Source organism: Streptomyces sp. NPDC051662, from assembly GCF_040681655.1.
In the GTDB taxonomy this organism is placed as follows: domain Bacteria; phylum Actinomycetota; class Actinomycetes; order Streptomycetales; family Streptomycetaceae; genus Streptomyces.
The window spans coordinates 568,603-592,232 of sequence record NZ_JBFAZD010000001.1 but is presented as its reverse complement, the minus strand read 5'-3'; the positions used below and the strand labels follow the sequence as shown (position 1 = coordinate 592,232).

At 68.7% G+C, this 23,630-nt stretch carries 14 protein-coding genes and 1 pseudogene; 11 read left to right on the top strand and 4 right to left on the bottom strand.

Annotated elements, in window-relative coordinates; translation table 11 throughout:
- Nucleotides 1-62: 62 nt before the first annotated feature.
- The gene (locus AB0M67_RS02530; RefSeq protein WP_365741745.1) at nt 63-3,908 is read right to left on the bottom strand and encodes a GH92 family glycosyl hydrolase; all 3,846 of its coding nucleotides are present in this window, start codon (nt 3,906-3,908) and stop codon (nt 63-65) included.
- A gap of 422 nt (nt 3,909-4,330) precedes the next feature.
- On the opposite strand from AB0M67_RS02530, the gene ngcE reads away from it, so the two are divergent.
- The 10 genes from ngcE (at nt 4,331) to AB0M67_RS02480 (ending at nt 18,268) form a co-directional block, all read left to right on the top strand.
- Nucleotides 4,331-5,776, top strand: coding sequence for an N-acetylglucosamine/diacetylchitobiose ABC transporter substrate-binding protein (gene ngcE, locus AB0M67_RS02525; protein ID WP_365741743.1), 1,446 nt, complete (start codon nt 4,331-4,333; stop codon nt 5,774-5,776).
- A gap of 105 nt (nt 5,777-5,881) precedes the next feature.
- Nucleotides 5,882-6,805 carry a sugar ABC transporter permease gene (locus AB0M67_RS02520; RefSeq protein WP_365741741.1) on the top strand — a complete coding sequence of 308 codons (924 nt, stop codon included), beginning with the start codon at nt 5,882-5,884 and terminating at the stop codon, nt 6,803-6,805.
- A complete protein-coding gene (locus AB0M67_RS02515) occupies nt 6,805-7,740 on the top strand; it encodes a carbohydrate ABC transporter permease (RefSeq protein WP_365741739.1) in 936 nt (311 codons plus the stop codon). Before AB0M67_RS02520 ends, AB0M67_RS02515 begins: the two co-directional genes overlap by 1 nt.
- A 203-nt stretch (nt 7,741-7,943) precedes the next feature.
- On the top strand, nt 7,944-9,143 hold the full coding sequence (locus tag AB0M67_RS02510) for an ROK family transcriptional regulator (protein ID WP_365741737.1): 1,200 nt from the start codon (nt 7,944-7,946) through the stop codon (nt 9,141-9,143).
- A gap of 133 nt (nt 9,144-9,276) precedes the next feature.
- Nucleotides 9,277-10,377: a substrate-binding domain-containing protein gene (locus tag AB0M67_RS02505; protein ID WP_365741857.1), complete on the top strand. Its 1,101-nt coding sequence runs from the start codon at nt 9,277-9,279 to the stop codon at nt 10,375-10,377.
- Nucleotides 10,378-10,622: 245 nt separating this feature from the next.
- Nucleotides 10,623-11,411 carry an ATP-binding cassette domain-containing protein gene (locus AB0M67_RS02500; protein ID WP_365741735.1) on the top strand — a complete coding sequence of 263 codons (789 nt, stop codon included), beginning with the start codon at nt 10,623-10,625 and terminating at the stop codon, nt 11,409-11,411.
- Nucleotides 11,408-12,733, top strand: a complete 1,326-nt coding sequence (locus tag AB0M67_RS02495; RefSeq protein WP_365741733.1) for a sugar ABC transporter permease — start codon at nt 11,408-11,410, stop codon at nt 12,731-12,733. The genes AB0M67_RS02500 and AB0M67_RS02495 overlap by 4 nt, the downstream gene beginning before the upstream one ends.
- Before the next feature lie 190 nt (nt 12,734-12,923).
- Nucleotides 12,924-14,837 (top strand): 1-deoxy-D-xylulose-5-phosphate synthase, encoded by a 1,914-nt coding sequence (dxs, locus tag AB0M67_RS02490; protein ID WP_365741731.1) that lies wholly within the window; start codon nt 12,924-12,926, stop codon nt 14,835-14,837.
- 180 nt (nt 14,838-15,017) lie between these two features.
- Nucleotides 15,018-16,517: an amino acid permease gene (locus tag AB0M67_RS02485; protein ID WP_365741729.1), complete on the top strand. Its 1,500-nt coding sequence runs from the start codon at nt 15,018-15,020 to the stop codon at nt 16,515-16,517.
- 92 nt (nt 16,518-16,609) lie between these two features.
- Complete coding sequence (locus AB0M67_RS02480; RefSeq protein ID WP_365741727.1) at nt 16,610-18,268, top strand: glycosyltransferase family 39 protein; 1,659 nt, start codon at nt 16,610-16,612, stop codon at nt 18,266-18,268.
- 29 nt (nt 18,269-18,297) lie between these two features.
- Here the strand turns inward: AB0M67_RS02480 and AB0M67_RS02475 are convergent.
- Nucleotides 18,298-18,660, bottom strand: a pseudogene (locus tag AB0M67_RS02475) (NTP pyrophosphohydrolase); the annotation flags it as partial.
- A 117-nt stretch (nt 18,661-18,777) separates the two neighbouring features.
- Between AB0M67_RS02475 and AB0M67_RS02470 the strand changes: the two are divergent.
- Entirely contained in the window at nt 18,778-19,938 is a 1,161-nt protein-coding gene (locus AB0M67_RS02470) for a hypothetical protein (RefSeq protein WP_365741725.1), read from the top strand.
- A 121-nt stretch (nt 19,939-20,059) separates the two neighbouring features.
- On the opposite strand, the gene AB0M67_RS02465 is transcribed toward AB0M67_RS02470, so the two are convergent.
- A complete protein-coding gene (locus tag AB0M67_RS02465; RefSeq protein ID WP_365741723.1) occupies nt 20,060-22,192 on the bottom strand; it encodes a 3-hydroxyacyl-CoA dehydrogenase NAD-binding domain-containing protein in 2,133 nt (710 codons plus the stop codon).
- On the bottom strand, nt 22,189-23,409 hold the full coding sequence (locus AB0M67_RS02460) for an acetyl-CoA C-acyltransferase (RefSeq protein ID WP_365741720.1): 1,221 nt from the start codon (nt 23,407-23,409) through the stop codon (nt 22,189-22,191). The genes AB0M67_RS02465 and AB0M67_RS02460 overlap by 4 nt, the downstream gene beginning before the upstream one ends.
- Nucleotides 23,410-23,630: the final 221 nt, after the last annotated feature.

Here is a 23,630-nt window from a genome sequence, read left to right as displayed (position 1 = left end):
GCCGTGTCCCGTACGGAGAGTACGGGGCACGGCCCTCGCCATTCAGCGCGCGGGCCCAGCCGCTACCGCAGCAGCTCCACCTCCGCCAGGGTCGACGGAGCGTCGCTCACCAGGCGGTACTTCGCGTACGTACCCGGCTTGCCGACGGTGAAGACCCTGGTCTGCCGGTCCCAGCCGAAGGACTGGCCCGAGCGGGTGTCCAGGGTGCGCCAGGTCGTGCCGTCCGCCGAGCCCTGGAGCGTCCAGCCGGCCGGGGCCTTCGCCGCCGTGGCCGACGTCAGGGTGTACTGGACCGCCTTCGTCGCCGACTCCACCGGCAGCTCCACGGACTCGACCGGCGCCGAGGTGCGGGAGGAGTTGTCGAAGAGCGGGCCCGACGCGGTCAGCGCGTCGGTGCGCGGTGACGGCGCCTTGTCGTCCTGCTGGATCGAGACCGGCGCCGCGTTCCCGCCCGTGCCCCAGGACGACGGCTTCGGACCCATCGCGAACTCCAACTGACCGCCGCGCGCCAGCACATCGTGCGGGAGCGCCGTGGAGTTCCAGGACTTGCCGTTGACCTTCAGACCCTGGACATAGATGTTCTTGTCGCTGTTCTTCGGCGCCTTGACGACCAGCGTGCGGCCGTTGTCCAGATGGACGGTCGCCTTGGTGAAGAGCGGCGAGCCGATCGCGTACTCCCCGCTGCCCATCACGAGCGGATAGAAGCCGAGCGCGGAGAAGAGGTACCACCCGGACTGCTCACCGTTGTCCTCGTCACCGTGGTAGCCCTGGCCGATCTCGCTTCCGACGTAGAGCCGCCCCAGGACCTCGCGCACCTTCTCCTGGGTCTTCCAGGGCTGCGAGGCCGCGTTGTACATGTACGCGGCGTGGTGGGCGACCTGGTTGGAGTGGCCGTACATACCCATCCGTACGTCGCGTGCCTCCGTCATCTCATGGATGACACCGCCGTACGAGCCGACGAACTCGGGTCCCGCCGTCTCGGGGGTTGAGAAGTAGGTGTCCAGCTTGTCCGCGAGACCGGACCGTCCGCCGTAGAGGTTGGCGAGCCCGCGGCTGTCCTGGACCGCCGTGAAGGCGTAGCCCCACGCGTTCGTCTCGGTGTAGTCGTAGCCCCACACCCGGGGATCGAACGAGTCCGAGGGGACCCGCCAGTCGCCCTTGAGGTCGCGGCCCTGGAAGAAGCCGGCCTTCGGGTCGAAGAGCGAGACATAGTTCTGGGCGCGGTTGCGGAAGTACTCGGACTCCTCCTTGTAGCGCTCCTTCTTCGTCTTCTTGTAGAGCGCCTCGCCCATCTTCGACAGGCCGTAGTCGTTGAGGTAGCCCTCCAGCGACCAGGACAGACCCTCATGGGTCTCCGTGGAGGCATAGCGGAGGAACGGCGACGTCTCCATGCCCTTGCGGCCCACACCCGAGCTGGGCGGCACCACCGTCGCGTTCTTCAGCGCCGCCTCGTACGCCGCCTCCGCGTCGAAGTCGACGCCCTTGACGTAGGCGTCGGCGAAGGCCACGTCCGAGCTGGTGCCGGTCATCAGATCCGCGTAGCCGGGGGAGGACCAGCGGGAGATCCAGCCGCCGTCCTTGTACTGCTGGACGAAGCCGTCGACCAGCTCGCCCGCCTTCTTCGGGGTGAGGAAGGAGTACGCGGGCCAGGTCGTCCGGTAGGTGTCCCAGAAGCCGTTGTTGACATACACCTCGCCGTCGACGATCTTCGCGCCGGTGTGGGTCGGGGTGTCCGGCCCGGTCTGCGGTGAGAACGGGCTGGCGTACTGCTGCTTCGGGCGGGACTTCGTCCCGGTGTTCTCGAAGCCGGAGTTGGGATACAGATACAGCCGGTAGAGGCTGGAGTAGAGCGTGGTCAGCTGGTCGTGGTCCGCGCCCTCCACCTCCACCCGCCCCAGGATGTCGTCCCAGGCGCTCTGCGCCCGGTCCTTGACCCGCTCGAAGCGAGTGGTGGCGGGGATCTCGTCGGAGAGGTTCTTCTTCGCCTGGTCGAGGCTGATCAGCGAGGTCGCCAGCCGAAGGTTGACGGTACGGTCCTTGCCGGCGTCGAAGCGCAGATAGCCGGTGACATCGTCGCCACCGCCGCCGGAGAGCTTGCCGCTCGCGGTAACCGGCGCGTCGAAGACGCCGTATACGAAAAGCCGTGTCGCGCCCGTCGACAGTCCGCTCTTGACATCGGAGAAGCCGGAGAAGGAACGGGTCGCCGGATCGAGGGTGAGTCCGCCCGCGTTGGAGATGTTGTCGAACACCATGCTGGCGTTATCACCGGGATAGGTGAACCGCATCATCGCCGCGTGGTCGGTCGGGGTCATCTCGGTCTTGAGACCGTTCTCGAAGGTCACGCCGTAGTAGTGCGGCTTCGCGATCTCGTTCTCGTGCCGGAAGGGCAGCGCCCGCGCGGTACGGGACGCGTCGGGCGTCCCGGCGGCCACCGACGGCATCACCTGGAAGGTCTGCCGGTCGCCCATCCAGGGGCTCGGCTCATGGCTGGCGCTGAAGGCCTGCACGGTCGGCAGATTGTCGGCGTTGTTGGCGCGGCTGTACTCGTAGAGCCAGCTGGTGGAACCGGCGTTGGTCACCGGCGTCCAGAAGTTGAAGCCGTTCGGCACGGCGGTCGCGGGGAAGGTGTTGCCGCGCGAGAAGGAGCCGCTGGAGTTGGTGCCCCGGGTGGTGGAGGCGTAGTCCGACAGATGCGCGAGCCGCTTCTCGGGAGCCTTGGGCGCCAGGCTGATGTCGTCGATCCAGCCCTGGAACTTCGCCGGGCCCTTGCGGGAGTCGTACGCCACCAGGATGCGGTCGACGGTCTTGCCGGCCGCCACGGCGCCGATCCGGGCGTCCACCTGGTTCCACTGGTTGACATAGAGCCGCTTGGCGTCGCCCTGGCCCTGTGGTGTGAGCAGCCCGCCGTGCGCGTCGGTGGCCTTCAGATCACTCAGATAGGTGCCGTCGGTGAAGGCGAGATCGACCGAGACGTTCGTGGCCGGATAGTTCAGATCCGTCTCCGGGAGGGAGGGATAGATCCGGTACGAGAGCGCGGTGTCGCGCCGTACCGCCGTGTGGACGTCGAAGACCTTGTTGTACGAGTACGCCCGCCCGTCCGGCTGGTGCGTCCCGGCGTACTTCAGCGCCTTCGTACCGGTGAATCCGGCGCCCGCCTTGGCGGTGGGGGAGCCGGAGGGGCCGCGGTCCACCTGCGTACGCATGTCCTGGGGCGCGGGCGTGCTCGTATCCCCGTCGGAGAACTGCACGTCGGCCAGCTGGGTCGCGTCGGAGGCGCCGTTGTTCGCCGTGATGTCCAGCCGGAAGTGCTGGTAGGCGGCCTGGCCCGGGACGGCGATGTCGTAGGACTTGGTCTGGAACCGCTCCGTGAAGGTCTCGCCCTTCCGGGAGTCCAGCTCCTTCCACTCCTTGCCGTCGGTGGAACCCTGGAGCGTCCAGTCCTTGGGGTCGCGCTCGTCGTGGTCGTTCGCCGAGGTCAGCGCGTAGGTGACGACCTTGACCGGCGCGTCGAGATCGAACTCGATCCAGGCCGTCGGCTCGAACGCCAGCCACTTGGTGGCCGACTGGACGTCGATGAGGTTCTCCTTGGTCTCACCGCCGCCCGTGTTCTCCCCGCTCGCGCGCAGCTCCACGACCCGGTCGGTGACATTGCCCGGAATCCCGTTGGTGAAGCCGCCGTCGACGCCGGATGCCCGCTTCGCTCCGTCGGGTCCCACTTCGACGGTATTACGCCAGTCCGGCTGGGGTTCGTCCGCCTCGAAGGAGGAGGTGAATTCCCTTTCCGCCGGCTTCGGTTGAGCGGGTTGTGCCACAGCGGCCGACTGTGCCGTGACGACGAGCAGTGAGGCGGCCGCCACCAGGGCGGCCGTATGCCATTGTCTGTGCCGGGGTCCGGTTCTCTGCCGCATACCGAGCCTTTCATCCTGCGTACCAAGTTGGACAACGTTGTCAAACGAAGCGCAGGGTCCAGTAGGGGCCAAGTGACGTGTGGTGTCAAGGGTGTTGCGGGGATGGCGTGATCGAAATGGCTCATTCCTGAGAGACCGAGGTGGTCGAATGAGTACACACCCGGCTCAGATATCCACGAGGTCTCAACTCGGGAAAGACTGCCGTCCAAACCTGCTTTCGATCTTGCCCCGTCGACGGGAAGTGGACTATACCTGTCGCGTCCGCCCAAGCGTTGCGATCGAGCACGACCAAGCACGATCAAGCACACCAATTCCGCACGACCCAGCTTCATTTGACCGCGGTGGCGGGGCCCTTCGCCTCAGAAGAGAAGGACGGGCGACCGGTACACCGCCTGAGTCCTGGAGAAGGCGAGGACTTGAGCATGGGATCCACCTCCGCTCAGAACAGCGAGGGCCTTGGCCGTCGCGATGTGATCAAGCGGTCCGCCGCGATCGGTCTGATCACCGTCCCGACGATGAGCTTCCTGGCCTCGTGCGCCAGTGGCAACAGCGGGAGCGACAAGAAGGTCGACAAGGGAGAGGCGACCGAGAAGAACCCGCTCGGGGTGAACGCGAGCGCGCCTCTTGACTTCGTCCTGTTCGACGGCGGATTCGGTACGGAGTACGCCACGGACGCCGTCAAGGAGTACGAGAAGGCGTTCCCCGACGCCGACGTGAAGTTCACCCCGACCCAGAAGATCCAGTCCGTGCTCCAGCCGCGCTTCAATGGCGGCACCCCGCCCGACCTGATCGACAACTCGGGCGCCGAGCAGATGGATATGGGTGTTCTCGTCGGCAAGAAGCAGCTCGCCGACCTCACTCCGCTGCTGGACGCCCCCTCCATCGACGACCCGGCCAAGAAGGTCCGCGAGACGCTGCGCCCCGGTGTCGTGGAGATGGGCCAGTTCGACGGCGACCCGGTGTGGATCCTCTACTACGCCTACACCGTCTACGGTGTCTGGTACTCGCAGACCGCGCTGGACAAGCTCGACGCGGAGTACCCCGAGGACTGGGACGCGATGCTGGCCCTCTGCGCGAAGGCCAAGAAGAAGGGCATCGCGGGCTGGACGTACGCCGGCAAGTACCCGTACTACCTTCCCTTCTCGCTCTACCCCTTCATCGGCAAGATCGGTGGCCGCGAGGTCCTCGACGCCATTGACAACCTGGAGCCCAACGCCTGGAAGCACCCGGCGGTGAAGTCCGCCTTCGAGGCGTACTTCGAGCTCTTCAAGAAGGGCTACATCCTCCAGGGCACCCCGGGTCTCGACCACATCCAGTCGCAGACCGCGTGGACCGAGGGCAAGGCGCTCTTCATCCCGAACGGCTCCTGGGTGGAGAACGAGGCGGCGAAGACGACGCCGAAGGACTTCCAGATGAAGGTGGCCGCGCCGTCCAGCCTGGACAGCTCGGACAAGCTTCCCTTCGGCACGCTCTGGGCGTCCGGCGGCGAGCCCTTCGTCGTACCGGCGAACGCCAAGAACCCCGACGGCGGCATGGAGCAGCTGCGCATCATGCTCAGCGAGGCGTCGTCGAAGAACTTCACGTCCAAGGTGAAGTCGCTGAGCTCCTTCAACGGCGGCACCGACGGCCTCACCCTCTCCAGCGCGCTGCAGGCCGGGGTGGACGCGCTGGCCAAGGCCGGTGCCAATGTGCTCAACCCCCGGCTCCAGGACTGGTACGTGGCGCTCCAGAAGGAGAAGATCGGCGTGGGCGCCCTCGGCGAGATGATGGCCGGACGTCTCACCCCCGTCGAGGCCATCAACAAGTGCCAGGAATTCGCCGACGCGGCCGCCAAGGACACCTCCATCAAGCACTACAAGCACCAGTAGGAGTGGAAGTGACCGGAGGCCCCGCCGGGGCTTCCGGTTCCGGCCCGTCGCACGGGCCCCCAAGGCAGCACGGCGGCACCCGCCGGAGATTCGGGGTCGGGAGACATGCAACACGGCAAGTACCGGTTCATTGTGGGGTTTCTGGTATTCCCCCTGGCGATATACGCGCTCTTCGTCGTATGGCCTTTCATCCAGTCCATCTATTACTCGTTCACGGACTGGACCGGTCTCAGCCCTGACTTCACGATGGTGGGCTTCGACAACTACACGCGGATGCTCGATGACGACACCTTCTGGAGTTCCCTCCAGCACAGTCTGATCTTCGCGCTCCTGCTGCCCGTGGTGGTCCTCGGCCTCGCGCTGTTCTTCGCCTTCATGCTGAATGTCGGTGGGCGCAGCCGGAAGGGTGCGGCCATCGCGGGGGTCCGTGGATCCTCGTTCTACAAGATCGTCTACTTCTTCCCGCAAGTGCTCTCGATCGCGATCGTCGCCCTGCTTTTCCAGTTCGCGTACAACCCGAACAGCGGCGCCATCAACTCGGCGTTCAGCGCGGTCGGCCTGGACGGTGTGAAGCCGGACTGGCTGGGCGATCCGAAACTCGCGCTGTGGTGTGTGATGGCCGTCCTGGTGTGGAGTACGACGGGCTTCTTCGTCGTACTCTTCTCCGCGGGAATGGCCTCCATTCCGAAGGACTTCTACGAGGCGGCGCTGCTGGACGGCGCGAGCCGCTTCACCACCTTCTTCCGGATCACGCTGCCGCTGCTGTGGGACACCGTGCAGTCCGGCTGGGTCTATATGGGCATTCTCGCCCTGGGCGCGGAGTCCTTCGCGGTCGTCCAGATCATGACCGTGGGACCGGGCGGTCCCGCCGATTCCACCAATGTGCTGACGTTGCTCGTCTACCAGAAGGCGTTCCGTGACGGTCAGGCGGCCTATGCGACCACGATCGGTGTCGCCCTCCTCGTCGTCACGCTGGCCTTCGCCGCCATCGTGATGCGGCTGGGTCGACGTGAGCGGCTGGAGTTCTGATGAAGACCACTGAGACCCCTCCCCCCGCCGACACGCCTCCGCCGGCGGACGCCGTACGGACCCGGCCCCCCGTGACCAAGACGGCCGCCCCGCCCGACAAGGAGTCGAGGACCGGCGGCGTGCTCAATGTCTTCTCCCACGGCGTGCTCGTCATCTGGGCCTTCCTGGTCGCGATGCCGCTGCTGTGGGCGGTGATGACGTCCTTCAAGGACGACAAGTCGATCTTCACTTCGCCGTGGTCGCTGCCGGACACGCTGCGCTTCGAGAACTGGTCGCGCGCCTGGACCCAGGCGCATATGAGCGACTACTTCCTCAACACCGTTCTGGTGGTGGCGGGTTCACTGTTCGGCACGCTGCTGCTCGGCTCGATGGCGGCCTATGTGCTGGCCCGCTTCGAGTTTCCCGGGAACCGGCTCATCTACTACTTGTTCATCGGCGGGATGAGCTTCCCGATCATCCTCGCGCTGGTCCCGTTGTTTTATGTCATGAACAATATGGGCCTGCTGAACACGATCCACGGTCTGATCCTGGTCTACATCGCGTACTCGCTGCCGTTCACGGTCTTCTTCCTGACCTCGTTCTTCAGAACGCTGCCGACCTCGGTGGCGGAAGCGGCGATCATCGACGGGGCCTCGCACACCAGGACCTTCTTCCAGGTGATGCTGCCGATGGCCAAGCCGGGTCTGATCAGTGTCGGCATCTTCAACTTCCTCGGGCAGTGGAACCAGTACCTGCTGCCCACGGTGCTCAACACCGACCCGGACAACAAGGTCCTCTCCCAGGGGCTGGTGCAGCTCGCCGTCAGCCAGGGGTACAAGGGGGACTGGTCCGGTCTCTTCGCCGGGCTCGTGATGGCGATGCTGCCCGTGCTCGCCGCGTACATCATCTTCCAGCGTCAGGTGGTGGCCGGGCTGACGGCCGGCGCGCTGAAGTAGCGCGTTACCTGGACGAACCCGTCTGTCGGCCTCGCGCCGGCGGGCGGGTTCGACGTGTTCCGATTGCTCAAGGTCTTGACGGGGAGGCGCCCCAAAGGCTGAGCTTAGGGTTCACAAGTTGGAGATACGTCGGGGTCTCATTGGCGCGGCCCCGGCCGGGGGCGGTGGTCGTACCGTCCGCCAAGGGCAGGAGTGGATGAGTCGTGGAGACTCCGGGGTCGCAGTCGTCTCTGCACCGGGCCAACCTCGAACGGGTCGTGCGCGCGGTGCGTATGGCCGGTTCGCTCACCCAGGCGGAGATCGCCAGAAGCACGGGACTGTCGGCGGCCACGGTCTCCAATATCGTCCGTGAGCTGAAGGAGAGCGGGACTGTCCAGGTCACGCCCACCTCGGCGGGGGGCCGCCGGGCCCGCAGCGTCTCGCTCAGCGGGGACGCGGGCATTGTCATCGGGGTGGATTTCGGCCATACGCATCTGCGGGTGGCGGTCGGCAACCTGGCCCACCAGGTGCTCGCGGAGGAGTCGGAGCCCCTTGATGTGGACGCCTCGTCCGCGCAGGGTTTCGGCCGGGCCGAGGAACTGGTCGAGCGGCTGATCGTCACCACCGGAGTCAGCCGTCAGAAGGTGATCGGAGTCGGCCTCGGTGTCCCCGGACCGATAGACGTCGAGTCGGGCACGCTCGGCTCCACCTCGATCCTCCCCGGCTGGACCGGCATCAACCCGAGCGACGAGCTGGCCGGGCGGCTGGGCGTACCGGTGTACGTGGACAACGACGCCAACCTCGGCGCCCTCGGCGAGCTGGTCTGGGGGAGCGGTCGCGGGGTCAGGGACCTCGCCTACATCAAGGTCGCCAGCGGGGTCGGCGCCGGGCTGGTGATAGACGGCCAGATCTACCGCGGCCCCGGCGGTACGGCCGGCGAGATCGGCCACATCACGCTCGACGAGTCGGGCCCCGTCTGCCGCTGCGGCAACCGCGGCTGCCTGGAGACCTTCACGGCGGCCCGCTACGTACTGCCGCTGCTCCAGCCCAGCCATGGCGTGGATCTCACCATGGAGCGGGTCGTCCAGCTCGCCAGGGAGGGCGATCCGGGCTGCCGCCGGGTGATCGCCGATGTCGGCCGGCACATCGGCAGCGGCGTGGCCAATCTCTGCAATCTCCTCAACCCCAGCCGGGTGGTGCTCGGCGGGGATCTGGCGGAGGCTGGGGAACTGGTGCTCGGTCCCATACGCGAATCCGTCTCCCGGTACGCGATCCCCAGCGCGGCACGGCAGTTGTCGGTGCTCCCGGGGGCGCTCGGCGGTCGCGCCGAGGTACTCGGCGCACTCGCCCTCGTCCTGAGTGAGATGGGCGATTCGACTCTTCTGGAGAGCTCCCTCCCGGCGGGGACGCCTGCCTTCACTTAGATAACGAATGGCACCGTTGTCATCTCGTTAAGGATTTACTCCTTGACGCTGGCCTCGCGCCGGAGTTGACTTCCTGCCACCTCGGCCGCAACGACGCGGCCTCGTCAGGGAGGTTTTTGAAGTGAGCGCAAAGATGCGTCGTGCTGCCGTGGCCACCGCCGCTACCGCGATGGCCGTCTCCCTCGCCGCCTGTGGCAGCGCCAAGGAGTCCGGCGACAAGGCCGAAGCGTCCGCGTCGGACAAGAAGGGCCCGATCACGGTCGGCCTGCTTCTGCCGGAGAACCAGACCGCGCGGTACGAGAAGTTCGACAAGCCGCTGATCGAGAAGAAGGTCAGCGAGCTGACCGACGGCACGGGCAAGGTCGTCTACGCGAACGCCAAGCAGGACGCGACTCTGCAGAACCAGCAGGCCGACACCATGGTCACCAACAAGGTCGATGTGCTGGTCGTGGACGCGGTCGACTCCAAGGCCATCGCCAGCTCGGTGAAGAAGGCCAAGGAGGCGGGCATACCGGTCGTGGCGTACGACCGTCTCGCCGAGGGGCCGATCGACGCCTACACCTCCTTCGACAACGAAGAGGTCGGCCGGGTCCAGGGCAAGGCGCTCCTCGAAGCGCTCGGCGACAAGGCCAAGTCGGGCCAGATCGTGATGATGAACGGCGCCGTCACCGACCCGAACGCCGCCCTGTTCAAGAAGGGCGCGCACTCCGAGCTCGACGGCAAGGTGAACATCGGCAAGGAGTACGACACCAAGGAGTGGAAGCCGGAGAACGCCAACGCCAACATGGAGGGCGCCATCTCCGCCATCGGCAAGGACAAGATCATCGGCGTCTACTCCGCCAATGACAGCATGGCGGGCGGCATCATCACCGCGCTCAAGGGCGCCGGCTTCAGCAAGCTCCCGCCGGTCACCGGCCAGGACGCCGAACTCGCCGGTGTGCAGCGCATCGTCACGGGCGAGCAGTTCATGAGCGTCTACAAGTCCTACCCGCAGGAGGCGGCCGTGGCCGCCGAGATGGCCGTCGCGCTCGCCAAGGGCGAGAAGCTCGACTCCATCGCCAAGAGCACCGTGGACAGCCCGACCACCAAGGGTGTCCCGTCCGTGCTCGTCCCGGTCGTGTCGCTGACGAAGGACAACATCAACGACACGGTCATCAAGGAAGGCATCTACACCGCCGGTGAGATCTGCACCGACAAGTACAAGGCCGGCTGCGACGCGATCGGTCTGAAGTAGTCCGCTCCGGGACCGTCCGGTGACCGCCCCCGGTGAAAGCCTGTCCGGCACCCCGCCCGTCAACGCCCCGCAGCTGGGGCGGGGTGCCGGATGGAACCACCCCGGTCCGCCGGTGCGCCCCGCGCGCCGTGCCGCGTGGCATCCGTGATCAGGACCCGCGCGGCCGGCCCCCTTGCTCGTCTCTTCTGCTCGACCTCCGCGCCTCCCCCCGGCGCGGCATCCCCGCCGGTCAGGCGGCGAAGGAGATGGTTCACGTGACCGCTACGCCCGTGCTGGCGTTGCGAGGGGTCTCCAAGCGATTCGGTGCCGTCCAGGCGCTCACCGACGTAGAGCTTGAGGTCCACTCCGGTGAGGTGATCGCCCTCGTGGGCGACAACGGCGCCGGGAAATCAACGCTGGTGAAGACCATCGCCGGCGTCCACCCCATCGATGACGGCGTCATCGAGTGGGAGGGCAGGCCCGTCTCGATCAACCGGCCGCACGACGCCCAGAACCTGGGCATCGCGACCGTCTACCAGGACCTGGCGCTCTGCGACAACATCGACGTCGTCGGCAATCTCTATCTCGGCAGGGAACTCCGCAGCTGGGGCGTCCTCAACGAGGTCGAGATGGAGCGCCGCTCGCGCGAGCTGCTCACCACACTGTCGATCCGGATTCCCAGTGTCCGTATCCCGATCGCCTCGCTCTCCGGCGGTCAGCGCCAGACCGTGGCCATCGCCAGGTCGATGCTCGGCGACCCCAAGCTCGTCATCCTCGACGAGCCGACGGCGGCCCTCGGCGTCGAGCAGACGGCACAGGTGCTCGACCTCGTCGAGCGGCTGCGCGAGCGCGGTCTCGCCGTGCTGCTCATCAGCCACAACATGGCCGATGTCAAGGCCGTCGCCGACAAGGTGGCGGTGCTCAGGCTGGGCAGCAACAACGGCGTCTTCGACGTCGCGTCCACCTCTCAGGAAGAGATCATCGCCGCCATCACCGGCGCCACGGACAATGCCGTGACCCGCCGCGCGTCGCGCACCGTGGAGGTTCAGAAGTGAGTACGGACAACACCTCCACGTCTCTTGACAAGACCCCGGGCAAGACACCGGGAGAGACGATCCCCGCCCAGGTCGACGCCCCCGCCGCGGCGGAAGGCGCGGTCACCGCGGTGGACCCCCGGCTGCTGGTGCGCGAGCAGGGATTCGCGGGCTATGTCTCCGAGTTCAAGCGCAAGATACGCGCCGGTGATCTGGGCTCTCTCCCGGTCGTCGTCGGGCTGCTCATCATCTGCGTGGTCTTCCAGAGCCTGAACTCCAACTTCCTGTCCGCGGAGAACCTGAGCAATATCTCCGTGGCCATGGTCGGCACCGGCATGATCGCCGTCGGTATCGTCTTCGTCCTGCTGCTCGGTGAGATCGACCTCTCGGTCGGCTCGGTCAGTGGTGTGTCCGGCGCCATCGTGGCCGTACTGAGCGTCACCCATGGCATGAACGAGTTCCTGGCCCTGGTGGTCGCCATCCTCAGCGGCGCGGTCATCGGCGCGATCCACGGCTTCTTCTTCGCCCGCGTCGGCGCGCCCGCGTTCGCCGTCACCCTGGCCGGTCTGCTCTTCTGGCTCGGCTTCATGCTCCAGATCCTGGGCGACAACGGCACCATCAACCTGAACTCCGACGGTCTGGTGGCGAAGCTCACCACCTACTACTTCACCGATGTCGCGGCGGCCTACGGTCTCGCCCTCGTCGCGGTCGTGGCGTTCTTCCTGACCTCCTTCCTGGAGAACCGCCGCCGCGAGGCGGCCGGGGTCCCGTCGAGGCCGGTCAGCGAGACCGCGCTGCGCACGGCCGTCCTCGCGATCGTGGCCTTCGCCGCGGCGTTCATGTTCAACCAGTACAAGGGTCTGCCCCTCGCGCCGGTCATCTTCCTGCTGGTCCTGGTGGCGACCGACTTCGTACTGCGGCGCACTACCTACGGCCGCAAGGTCTTCGCGCTCGGCGGCAGTGTCGAGGCGTCCCGCCGCGCGGGTATCAACGTCACGCTGATCCGGGTCTCGGTCTACTCGATCGCCGGTACGTTCGCGGCCATCGGCGGTCTCTTCATCGCCTCCAAGATCGCCGCGGCCAACCAGGGCGCCGGCACCGGCGACCTGCTGATGAACGCGATCGCGGCGGCCGTCATCGGTGGCACCAGCCTCTTCGGTGGCCGGGGCCGCACCTGGAACGCGCTGCTCGGTGTCATGGTCATCACCTCGATCCAGTACGGACTGGCGCTGGAGGGCATCGCCACTCCGATCCAGTACATGATCACCGGTGGTGTGCTGCTGGCCACGGTCGTCATCGACTCGGTCACCCGCAAGACCCAGAAGACCGCGGGTCGCGCCTGACCGTGGTCCCGCGCGCCGTGCCCGGCACCCTCGGGGTGCCGGGCACGGCTGTGCTCCGGGGACATCCGATATGACGTACATACCGTCGATCGGGTGACGTAGAACGCACCGCCCGCCGACCACTCGCGCGAGTGGAACATTAGACTCGCCAGATCGGCATGCTCGACAGCTCATACCCAAGGAGGCACGGGTGGCGTTGCTGACCCGCATCAGGGGACCGCGCGATCTGGACCGGCTCGGCCCGGAGCAGCTGAAGCAGCTGGCCGGAGAGATCCGGTCCTTCCTCGTGGACGCGGTCTCCAAGACCGGCGGCCACCTCGGTCCCAATCTCGGTGTCGTCGAGCTGACCATCGCCCTGCACCGTGTGTACGACTCCCCCAAGGACAAGGTCCTCTTCGACACGGGGCACCAGTCGTACGTCCACAAGCTGCTCACCGGCCGTCAGGACTTCTCGAAGCTCAGGAGCAGGAACGGACTCTCCGGTTATCCGTCCCGTGCCGAGTCCGACCACGACATCATCGAGAACTCCCACGCCTCCACCGTGCTCGGCTGGGCCGACGGTCTCGCCAAGGCCAACGAGGTCCTGAAGAAGGACGACCATGTGGTCGCGGTGATCGGTGACGGCGCGCTGACCGGTGGTATGGCCTGGGAGGCGCTGAACAACATCGCCGCCGCCAAGGACCGTCCGCTCGTCATCGTCGTCAATGACAACGAGCGTTCGTACGCGCCGACCATCGGCGGCCTCGCGAACCATCTCGCGACCCTGCGGATCACCGACGGCTATGAACGCTTCCTGGCCCGCGGCAAGGAGATCCTGGACCGCACACCGGTCGTCGGCAGGCCCCTCTACGACACCCTGCACGGCGCCAAGAAGGGCCTGAAGGACTTCATCGCACCCCAGGGTATGTTCGAGGACCTCGGACTGAAGTACGTGGGCCCGATCGACGGCCATGACATTGAGGCCCTGGAGTCCGCGCTCCAGCGCGCCAAGCGCTTCGGCGGCCCGGTCATCGTGCACTGCATCACCGAGAAGGGCCGCGGCTACAAGCCCGCCGAGCAGGACGAGGCCGACCACTTCCACGGCATCGGCCCCATCCACCCCGACACCGGACTGCCCATCGCCGCCGCCGGCATGGACTGGACCTCCGTGTTCGGCGAGGAGATGGTCAAGCTCGGCCATGAGCGCGAGGACATCGTCGCCATCACGGCGGCCATGCTCCAGCCGGTCGGTCTGGAGAAGTTCGCGAAGGCCTTCCCCGACCGGGTATACGACGTCGGGATCGCGGAGCAGCACGGCGCGGTCTCCGCCGCGGGTCTGGCCACCGGCGGTGTGCACCCGGTGTTCGCCCTCTACGCGACCTTCCTCAACCGCGCCTTCGACCAGCTGCTGATGGATGTCGCCCTGCACCGCTGTGGTGTGACGTTCGTCCTGGACCGGGCCGGGATCACCGGCACCGACGGCGCTTCGCACAACGGCATGTGGGATCTGTCGATGCTCCAGTGCGTGCCGGGGCTGCGGATCGCCGCTCCGCGCGACGCCGACCAGGTCCGCGCCCAGCTGCGCGAGGCCGTGGCGGTGGAGAACGCCCCGACCGTGGTCCGTTACTCCAAGGGCGCGGTCGGCCCGGCGGTCGCCGCCGTCGGCCGGGTCGGCGGGATGGACGTGCTGCGCAGGACCGAGGAGGGTACGGCGGACGTCCTGCTGGTCTCCGTCGGCGCGCTCGCCCCGATGTGCCTGGACATCGCCGACCTTCTCGACAAACAGGGCATCACGACCACGGTTGTCGACCCGCGCTGGGTCAAGCCGGTCGACGAGACGCTCGCCCCGCTCGCCGAGCAGCACCGCGTGGTCGTCACCGTCGAGGACAACAGCCGGGTCGGCGGCGTCGGTTCGGCGGTCGCCCAGGCGCTGCGCGACGCCGGGGTCGACGTACCGCTGCGGGACTTCGGCATTCCGCCGCGCTTCCTCGACCATGCCTCCCGCAAGGAGGTCATGGCCGAGATCGGGCTGACCGCGCCGGACATCGCACGCCAGGTCACCGGCCTGGTCGCGAAGCTGGACGGCCGGCTGGTGGACTCGCCCACCGAGGCCGCCCGCGACTGATCCTCCTTGAGAGCCGGATGCGCCGGGCAGGCCCTGGCGCGCGGTACCGATGGGCCGGTGGGGCCGCCCTGTAAGGGTGGTCCAATCGGCCCATCCGTGTGAAATCCGTCCATATCGGGTGTCCGGAGATGGCACACCTCTCGATCATGGCCGGATGAACGCGCACACGGAGGTACGCCGGTGAGTACGCAGCAGGACTCGGGACCGGCCCGAAACGGTTTATTCCGCACCAAGGATGTCGAGCAGTCGATCCGTGACACCGAGGACCCCGAGTTCGCGCTCAGAAAGTCCCTCTCCGCGCTCGATCTGACGGTCTTCGGCGTCGGTGTGATCATCGGTACCGGCATCTTCGTCCTCACCGGTGTGGTGGCCAGACAGACGGCGGGCCCCGCCACCGCCATCGCCTTCGTCGTCGCCGGGATCGTCTGCGCGCTGGCCGCCCTCTGCTACGCCGAGTTCGCCTCGACGGTGCCGGTCGCCGGATCCGCGTACACCTTCTCGTACGCCTCGCTCGGCGAACTGCCCGCCTGGATCATCGGCTGGGACCTCGTCCTGGAACTGGCGCTGGGCTGCGCGGTCGTCGCCGTCGGCTGGTCCGGCTATGTGCGCTCGCTGCTGGGCAACGCCGGAGCGAGTCTGCCGGACTTCCTCTCCGGCACGCAGAACGGGAAGTTCGGCTTCGATCTGCTCGCGTTCCTGCTCGTCCTCGCCCTGACCTGCGTCCTCGTCGTCGGTGTCAAGCTCTCCTCACGCGTCACCAGCGTCATCGTCGGCGTCAAGGTCACCGTCGTGCTGCTCGTGATCATCGTCGGAGCGTTCTTCATCAACGGCGCCAACTACCAGCCGTTCATCCCGCCGTCCGAGGCGAGCGGCGGCGGCGGCGGGCTCAGGGCCCCGCTCATCCAGCTGATGGCCGGCTACACCCCCACCAACTTCGGAATCCTCGGCATCTTCACCGCCGCGGCCGTCGTCTTCTTCGCCTTCATCGGCTTCGACATCGTCGCGACCGCCGCCGAGGAGACCGTCAACCCGCAGCGCGACGTACCCCGCGGCATCCTCGGCTCCCTCTTCATCTGCACCGTGCTCTATGTCGCCGTCTCGCTCGTCGTCACCGGAATGCAGCATTACAGCGAGCTGACGGTGGACGCCCCGCTCGCCGACGCCTTCAAATCGGTCGGACATCCCTTCTGGGCCGGGCTGATCAGCTTCGGGGCGGCCGTCGGACTCACCTCGGTCTGCATGATCCTGCTGCTCGGCCAGACCCGGGTGTTCTTCGCGATGAGCCGCGACGGACTGCTGCCGCGTACCTTCTCCCATGTCCACCACCGGTTCGGCACGCCGTACCGCTCCACCGTCCTGCTCGGGGTGATCGTCGCGATCGTCGCCGGCTTCACGTCCATCGAGGAACTGGCCGAACTGGTCAACATCGGCACGCTGTTCGCCTTCGTCGTGGTCGCGGTCGGCGTCATCATCCTGCGTGAACGGCGCCCCGACCTGCCGCGCTCGTTCCGCACCCCGCTGGTGCCGTATCTGCCGATCGCGTCCGTGCTCGCCTCCTTCTGGCTGATGCTCAACCTGCCCGCCGAGACCTGGCTCCGCTTCGGCATCTGGATGTGCGTCGGCGTGGTCGTGTACGTCGTGTACGGACGCGCGCACAGCCGCCTCGGGCTGTCCCGCTGACGGTCCGTCACCCCGCGCGGAGGTCCGCCACGCGGCCCGGCCCCGTATGTCCTGCTCCGGCACGGACCGCGGGGCCGGTTACTGTGCCGCGCATGGTCGTCGAGCCGCCCGCCCTCCGGTACGTCACGCCACCGCGACGTTCCGCCCCGCACCCCGTACCGGCCCCCGCCCGGCCGCCGGTCCGCCCCACCGCCGGCTACTGGCGGCGGCTGCTTCCCGTTCTCGCGCTGCTGACACTCGTCACCCGGCTGCCCTCCTTCCGACCGCCCCTGTGGAGCCCCGACGAGGGCTATCTCGCCGTCCAGGCACGGATACTGGCCGCCGGGGGAGCGCTGTACGACACCGTCGTCGACCGGAAGCCGCCGCTGCTGCCCTGGCTCTACGAATCGGCCTTCGCGCTCTTCGGCGACCAGTCCCTGTACGCCGTGAAGGCGCTCGCCGTCCTCGCCCAACTGACCACCGCCGCGCTGCTCGCCGCCGTCGCGCGGGAGCGCTGGGGCGACCGCGCGGGCCGTACCGCCGGCGTCCTCCACCCGCTGGTCTCCATCGGACTCAACCCCGAGGACACCCAGTCGGCCACCTTCGAGGTCTTCATACTGCCGTTCACCGTCGCGGCGGTATGGTGCGCGGGCCGGGGCCGCTGGGGCGCCGCCGGGCTCGCCGTCGCCGGGGCGCTGCTGACCAAGCAGACGGGCGGCGCCGTCCTCGCCCCGGTCCTGTGGCTGCTCTGGAACACCTCGCGCACCACTCCCGCCCCCCTCGTCCGGGGCGCCCTCGGGCGGCTCGCCGCCGGGCTCGTGCTGCCCGTACTCGCGGTGGCCCTGCTCACCACCCCGTCCGGCTTCCTCTTCTGGGCGGTGACCGGATCGGGCGCGTACGCCACCCTGACCGGCTCCGAACTCCATGTGCTCTCCCGGGCCTTGGCGAACACCTCGCTGCTCTGTCTCGCCTGCGTGGGGCTGCTGCCACCCGTCGTCCGCGCCCTGCGCACCCGCGGCGCCAGCCGCGGACCGGGCGCCGACCTCTGGGTGTGGCTCGCCGCCTCCGCCGCCGCCGTCCTGCTCGGCTTCCACTTCTTCGGCCACTACTTCCTGCAACTGCTGCCGCCACTGGTGCTCCTGGCGACCGCCGCGCTGCGACTGCTGCCCCGCGACCGGCTCGCCTCCGCGCTGCTCCCCTCGGCCTGCGCCTGCGCGCTGTTCCTCACCTGGGGCATCCTGGCGCCCCGGCCGGAACTCGCGCACGCCCAGCGTCTCGCGGACGCCGTACGGGCCCGTACAGCGCCCACGGACCGGGTCCTGGTCTGGGGGATACACCCGGAGGTGTACTGGCTCGCCGACCGCGCCCCGGCCAGCCGCTATCTGACGGCCGGTCTGCTGACCAACTACAGCGGCGGCCGGGACGGGCCCCGGGTCGGCGAGAAGTACGCGATGGCGGGCACCTGGACAGTCCTCGTCGACGAGCTGAGCGCGAACCCGCCCGCACTGGTCGTCGACGACTCACGCGGCAAGCCCTTCGCCCCCGACCGGCTGCCCACACTGCGCGGGCTGCTCGCCCGGCACTACGAACCACTGCCGGGGACGGTCGACGGAGCGGTGCTCTACGTACCCGCGCCAGGCGAGCCGCCCGACGGACCGCCCGACGGACCGTCCGGGGGCCCGTCCGCAGGCGCGTCCGTGCTCCGGTCCTCCGTCCGGTCCCCGGTCTGGTCCGGGGCCGGGTCAGGAGTCATGCCGGGGGCCGGTGGCTGATCCTCCGGTGGCCGTCCCTCCGCTGCCCGGCGTACGGTCCTGGGCCCGGCGCACTCCGCCCCGTGCGCCGCCACCCGCCGGCGCAGTTCACGGTCGGCCGTGATGACGACACAGCCCGCGCCGTCCGCCGCCGCCCGCGCGGCCAGCTCCACGATGAGCTCGTCCCCGCCACCGGCCGCCGACTCCACCCGTACCCCCGGTACGGACTCCACGCCCCGCGCGGCGCCCTCGACGACGAGCACGACCTCAACGGGCCCCGGATGCCCCGCCGCTCCTCGCGCGGCGTACGGCACCAGGGAGTCACGCAGCCGCTCGGTGGCACCGCGCCGATCGCGCCACCACCCGTCGGGAACGGATCCGACCACATTCGCCGCGTCGACGATCAACCGCATCAGCACAGCCGCAGCCTCGCACAGTGCCGGCACGTACGGCCTCCCGGAGCCTCCGCCGCCGCCCCTGGTTAGTATCGAGCTCTGGGTTTTCCGCGCTCGGGAAGGTGGCAGTGGGCCATGACACCGCGGTCCGGACGGACGTCGAAGCGGTCGGGGGAGAGCGCGAGCCGGGCCCCCGACCAGGGCACGAGGCCACTCCGTACGCCGCCCGCGCCCCTCATGGACGACGCCCTCCCCGCGACCACCGGCTGGCTGCTGCGTGGCAAGGACGGCAGGCTCACGGCGTACGCGCCGACCGCCGACGGAGTGCTGCGCTGGACGGAGACCCGCCCAGGCGGCCCCGACTGGTCGGGGCCCGAGCCGCTGGCCGCCCGGGGCCTGCTGCCGTATCTGTCGGTCGCGCGCAGCGCCGAGGGCTTCGTCCATCTGGTGGGCGTACGGAAACGCCCGCGCGCCGACGGACCCGCCGACACCGATCTCGTCCACGCCGTCCAGTACCAGACGGGCCGCCCGCTGCGGGACTGGCAGTCGCTGGGGAACCCGCACGGGAAGGACCGTGAGAAAGCCGTGGACATCGGCCTGCCCTCCGCGGTCCTGGACGCCACCGGCTCGGTGCACCTGTTCCTCCGCAACGCGAACGGCGGACTCTCGGCCAAGCACCAGTCGCCCACCGGCCGCTGGCAGCCCTGGGGCGGTGCCAACGCCGAGGACACGGCGCTGACCGGCGAGACGGCCGCCGCCGTCACCGACCACGGACTGATCGACGTCCTCGTCCCGGCCGGGGACACCGTGGTCCGCTGGCTGCGCCCGAAACCCGACGCGAAGCTGGAGCGCGCCGAGGACGAACCGGAAGGCGGAGTCGAGCCCGGCACCATCACCGCCTGCCCCACCGGGGGCGGACGGCTCACCCACTTCTGGCGCGACGCGGGCGACGGCACCGTCCGCGCCTGGCGCCCCGGGACGCGACCCGCGCGGCTGGGCGGTCCCGGCACGGGCCCGCTCGCCCTGCTGCGTACCCCCGTGGACGGCCATGACTGCACGATCCTGGCCCAGCGCGGCGCCGACGGCCGCCCGCACATCGCCGCCTACCCGACGGAGAACGAGGCGGCGGGCCTCCACTGGACCCCGACCGGGGAGCGCTGCTCCGGCGCCCCCGCGCTGGCGCTGGACGGCCGGGGGCGGGTGACCCTGGCGGTGATCGGCGAGGACGGCGCCCTGCGGACGGCCCGTCAGAAGGCGGAGCCGGGCCTGGCGCTGGAGGCGTGGACCCGGATCTGAGCGAGGTACCCGCGCCACGTCCCATTGGCACACACAGCTGTCACAACGGACCGGGCCGGTACGGAAGTCGCCTTCCGTACCGGCCCGTTCGCCGTTCGCCGTACGCCGTACGCCCGGGAGCCTACGCGGGAACGCTCGCCACGCCAGGCGCCAGGAACCGCTTGCCGTTCACCCGCTCCGAGACACCCTCCCTGTCCAGGTACGGAGTGATGCCGCCCAGATGGAAGGGCCAGCCCGCGCCCGTGAGCAGACAGAGGTCGATGTCCTGGGCCTCGGCCACGACGCCCTCGTCCAGCATCAGACCGATCTCCTGGGCCACCGCGTCCAGCACCCGCTCGCGCGTCTGCTCCTCGGTGAGGACGACATCACCCTGCTGGAGAAGCGCGGCCACCTCCGGGTCCAGCTCCGGCCTTCCGGAGTCGTGGACATAGAAGCCGCGCTTGCCCGCCTTGACGACCGCCGCGAGGTTCGCGGAGACCGTGAAGCGGTCCGGGAACGCGCCGTGCAGGGTCTCCGAGACATGCAGACCGATGGCGGGCCCGACCAGTTCGAGCAGCACCAGCGGGGACATCGGCAGCCCCAGCGGCTCGACCGCGCGCTCCGCCACCGCCACCGGAGTGCCCTCGTCGATGACGTTCTGGATCTCGCCCATGAAGCGGGTGAGGATGCGGTTGACGACGAACGCCGGGGCGTCCTTCACCAGTACCGCGCTCTTCTTCAGCTTCTTCGCCACCCCGAACGCCGTGGCCAGCGCGGCGTCATCGGTCCGCTCCCCGCGCACGATCTCCAGCAGCGGGAGGATCGCGACCGGGTTGAAGAAGTGGAACCCGACGACCCGCTCGGGGTTCTTCAGCTTCGACGCCATCTCGGAGACCGACAGCGACGAGGTGTTGGTGGCGAGGATCGCGTGTGCCGGGGCGACCGCCTCGACCTCCGCGAACACCTTCTGCTTGACGCCCATCTCCTCGAAGACGGCCTCGATGATGAAGTCCGCGTCCGAGAAGCCCTCGGCCTTGTCCAGCACACCCGAGACCAGGCCCTTGAGACGGTTGGCCTTGTCCTGGTTGATACGGGACTTCAGCAGCAGCTTGTCGATCTCGCCATGGACATAGCCGACGCCCTTGTCGACCCGCTCCTGGTCGATGTCCGTGAGGACGACCGGTACTTCGAGACGGCGCAGGAAGAGCAGCGCCAGCTGCGAGGCCATCAGACCCGCGCCGACGACGCCGACCTTGGTGACCGGGCGCGCCAGCGCCTTGTCCGGGGCCCCGGCCGGCCGCTTCGCGCGCCGCTGCACCAGGTTGAACGCGTAGATGCCGGAGCGCAGTTCGCCGCCCATGATCAGATCCGCGAGGGCCCGGTCCTCGGCGTCGAAGCCGGCCTGGAGGTCACCGTCCTTGGCGGCGGCGATGATGTCCAGCGCGCGGTAAGCCGCCGGGGCCGCGCCATGCACCTTGGAGTCGGCGATCTGCCTGCCGCGCTCCACCGCGCGGTCCCAGGCCTCACCGCGGTCCACCTCGGGTCGTTCGACGGTCAGTTCGCCCGTCAGCACGGACGCGGTCCAGCTCAGCGACCGCTCCAGGAAGTCGGCGCCCTCGAAGATCGCGTCGGCGATGCCCAGTTCACGCACCTGGGCGCCCTTGAGCTGCTTGTTCTGGTTGAGCGAGTTCTCGATGGCGACCGAGACCGCGCGGTCCGCGCCGATCAGGTTCGGCAGCAGCGTGCAGCCGCCCCAGCCGGGGACGAGACCGAGGAACACCTCGGGCAGCGAGAACGCGGGCAGCGCGGCCGAGACCGTGCGGTACTGGCAGTGCAGACCGACCTCGACACCGCCGCCCATCGCCGCGCCGTTGTAGTACGCGAAGGTCGGCACGGCCAGCGTGGCGAGCCGCTTGAAGACCTCGTGGCCGCCCTTGCCGATCGCGAGCGCGTCCTCGTGGCGCTTCAGCAGCTCCACGCCCTTGAGGTCGGCGCCGACCGCGAAGATGAACGGCTTGCCGGTGATCCCGACGCCGACGACCGTACCGTCGGCCGCTTCCTTCTCGACCTGGTCGATCGCGGCGTTGAGGTTCGCCAGCGACTGCGGTCCGAAGGTGGTCGGCTTGGTGTGGTCCAGGCCGTTGTCCAGCGTGATGAGCGCGAACCGCCCGGCGCCCGCGGGGAGATCGAGATGGCGTACGTGCGCCTGCGTGACGACCTCGCCGGGGAACAGTTCGGCCGCGCCCTTCAGGAGTTCGGCGGTGCTGGTGCTCACTTGGTGCCTCCGTCGAAGTGCGGGTTCTCCCAGATGACCGACGCGCCCATGCCGAAGCCGACGCACATGGTGGTCAGCCCGTAGCGGACCTGCGGGTGCGACTCGAACTGCCGCGCGAGCTGGGTCATCAGCCGGACACCGGAGGAGGCCAGCGGGTGGCCGAACGCGATGGCGCCGCCGTACTGGTTGACGCGCTCGTCGTCGTCCGCGATGCCGTAGTGGTCCAGGAAGGCCAGCACCTGCACGGCGAAGGCCTCGTTGATCTCGAACAGACCGATGTCGGAGATCGAAAGACCCGCCTTGGCGAGCGCCTTCTCCGTCGAGGGGATCGGACCGTACCCCATGACCTCCGGCTCGACGCCCGCGAAGGCGTACGAGACCAGCCGCATCCTGACCGGAAGGCCCTGCTCGCGCGCGAAGTCCTCCGCGGCGATCAGCGAGGCGGTGGCGCCGTCGTTGAGCCCCGCCGCGTTGCCCGCGGTGACCCGGCCGTGCGGCCGGAACGGGGTCTTGAGCCCGGCCAGCATCTCCAGCGTCGTCCCCGGGCGCATCGGCTCGTCGGCGATGGCGAGCCCCCAGCCGGTCTCGCCCACCTCGGGGTTGGTGCGCCGGATGGAGATCGGCACCAGGTCCTGCTGGATCGTGCCGTCGGCGTACGCCTTGGCGGCCTTCTCCTGCGAGCGCACCGCGTACTCGTCGGCGCGCGCCTTCGTCAGCTGCGGGAAGCGGTCGTGCAGATTCTCCGCGGTCATCCCCATGAAGAGCGCGGAGTCGTCCACGAGCTTCTCGGAGACGAAGCGCGGGTTCGGGTCGACACCCTCGCCCATGGGGTGGCGGCCCATGTGCTCGACACCGCCGGCCACGACGATGTCGTACGCGCCGAACGCGATGGAGCCCGCGGTGCTGGTCACCGCGGTCAGCGCGCCCGCGCACATCCGGTCGATCGAGTAGCCGGGCACGGACTGCGGCAGCCCCGCGAGGATCCCCGCGGTACGGCCGAGCGTGAGGCCCTGGTCACCGATCTGAGTGGTGGCGGCGATGGCGACCTCGTCGATCCGGGCCGGGTCGAGGTCCGGGTTGCGGCGCAGCAGCTCCCGGATCGCCTTCACGACGAGATCGTCGGCGCGGGTCTCGTGGTACATGCCCTTCGGGCCCGCCTTGCCGAACGGGGTGCGGACGCCGTCGACGAAGACGACATCCCTGACGGTACGAGGCACGATGGCTCTCCTCCAGGGTGCGGGGTGGCACTGCGGGGCGCGCTTGGGACGCGCTTCCACTTCTATGCTACTTGCGGGTAACCACGCTGCCCAGTCCCCCTCCCCTTTTTGGGGCTCGGTTCGCCTCCGGAAAGACGACACCCGGGACGTGGCGGCGTCCCACACACCTGGCCGGGCCGCAACGGATCACCGGCCGACAGCCCACACCTCGCCGGAACGCG